This window comes from Sphingomonas sp. CCH9-E2 (genome assembly GCF_001557215.1).
Classification (GTDB): Bacteria; Pseudomonadota; Alphaproteobacteria; order Sphingomonadales; family Sphingomonadaceae; genus Sphingomonas.
In genome coordinates, this window is the sequence record NZ_LSJM01000370.1 from 1 (window position 1) to 707 (window position 707).

Annotated in this window: 1 protein-coding gene; it reads left to right on the forward strand. The window is 63.5% G+C overall.

Annotated elements, in window-relative coordinates; translation table 11 throughout:
* Positions 1 to 408: 408 nt before the first annotated feature.
* Positions 409 to 687 carry a hypothetical protein gene (locus AX681_RS22620; protein WP_156442707.1) on the forward strand — a complete coding sequence of 93 codons (279 nt, stop codon included), beginning with the start codon at positions 409 to 411 and terminating at the stop codon, positions 685 to 687.
* The last annotated feature ends 20 nt before the right edge of the window (positions 688 to 707 follow it).

Genomic DNA, 707 nt, shown 5'->3' on the forward strand with positions numbered 1-707 from the left:
CCCCTGAGCTTGCTCAGGGGAGGGGGACCGCCGCCGAAGGCGGTGGTGGAGGGGCGGCCGCGCAGACGGCCGTAAACAGCTCGGCAAAATTCCGCCGTCTGCGCGGCGGCCCCTCCGTCATTGCTACGCAATGCCACCTCCCCTGCGGAGCAGGGGAGGAACTAGACTGGGCCGGGGACACACAAAAGGCGACGGTCGGCACACGACCCCATTGCAGTTGTTGCCGGTGACTGGTTCACTGCCCGAATGCATACGCTCGAAGCCCTTCTTAGCAGACTGGCACGGCGGTCGCACGCGCGCTGGTGGATTGGCGAGCGACCCGACGTTCGCGAGGGCCAGCTAGCCAAGTTTATCGCAGGGCAGGTGGGACTACCGACTTCTCGTGAGAACCCATTCGGGGGTGACCGGATGGTCAGTCTAGATCGGGCAGGCGCGGCTCACGTTCTTGCTGTGGCGGGAACGACGAGCTTGGCCCATGGTCGGCCTTCGCCTGCAGCCGGGTGGATCCGGGACGCGAAGGCGGCTCTCGCTGACTTCGCCGACGATGCAATCTTTCTCAGCAACGGGCATTGGAAAGAGGGTGATGCGATCGGCTGGAGCCCGCTCACGTCAGCGACTTTTGATTGCGGCGTAATTGGCTTCGATAACGACAACGCCTTCATTTTCTGGGTCGAGGAAGAGGACTGATGGTCAGGCCCCCAATGTTC

Coding starts and splice junctions, on each gene's coding strand:
- AX681_RS22620 (WP_156442707.1), top strand. CDS start 409: ATGGTCAGTCTAGATCGGGCAGGCGCGGCTCACGTTCTTGCTGTGGCG.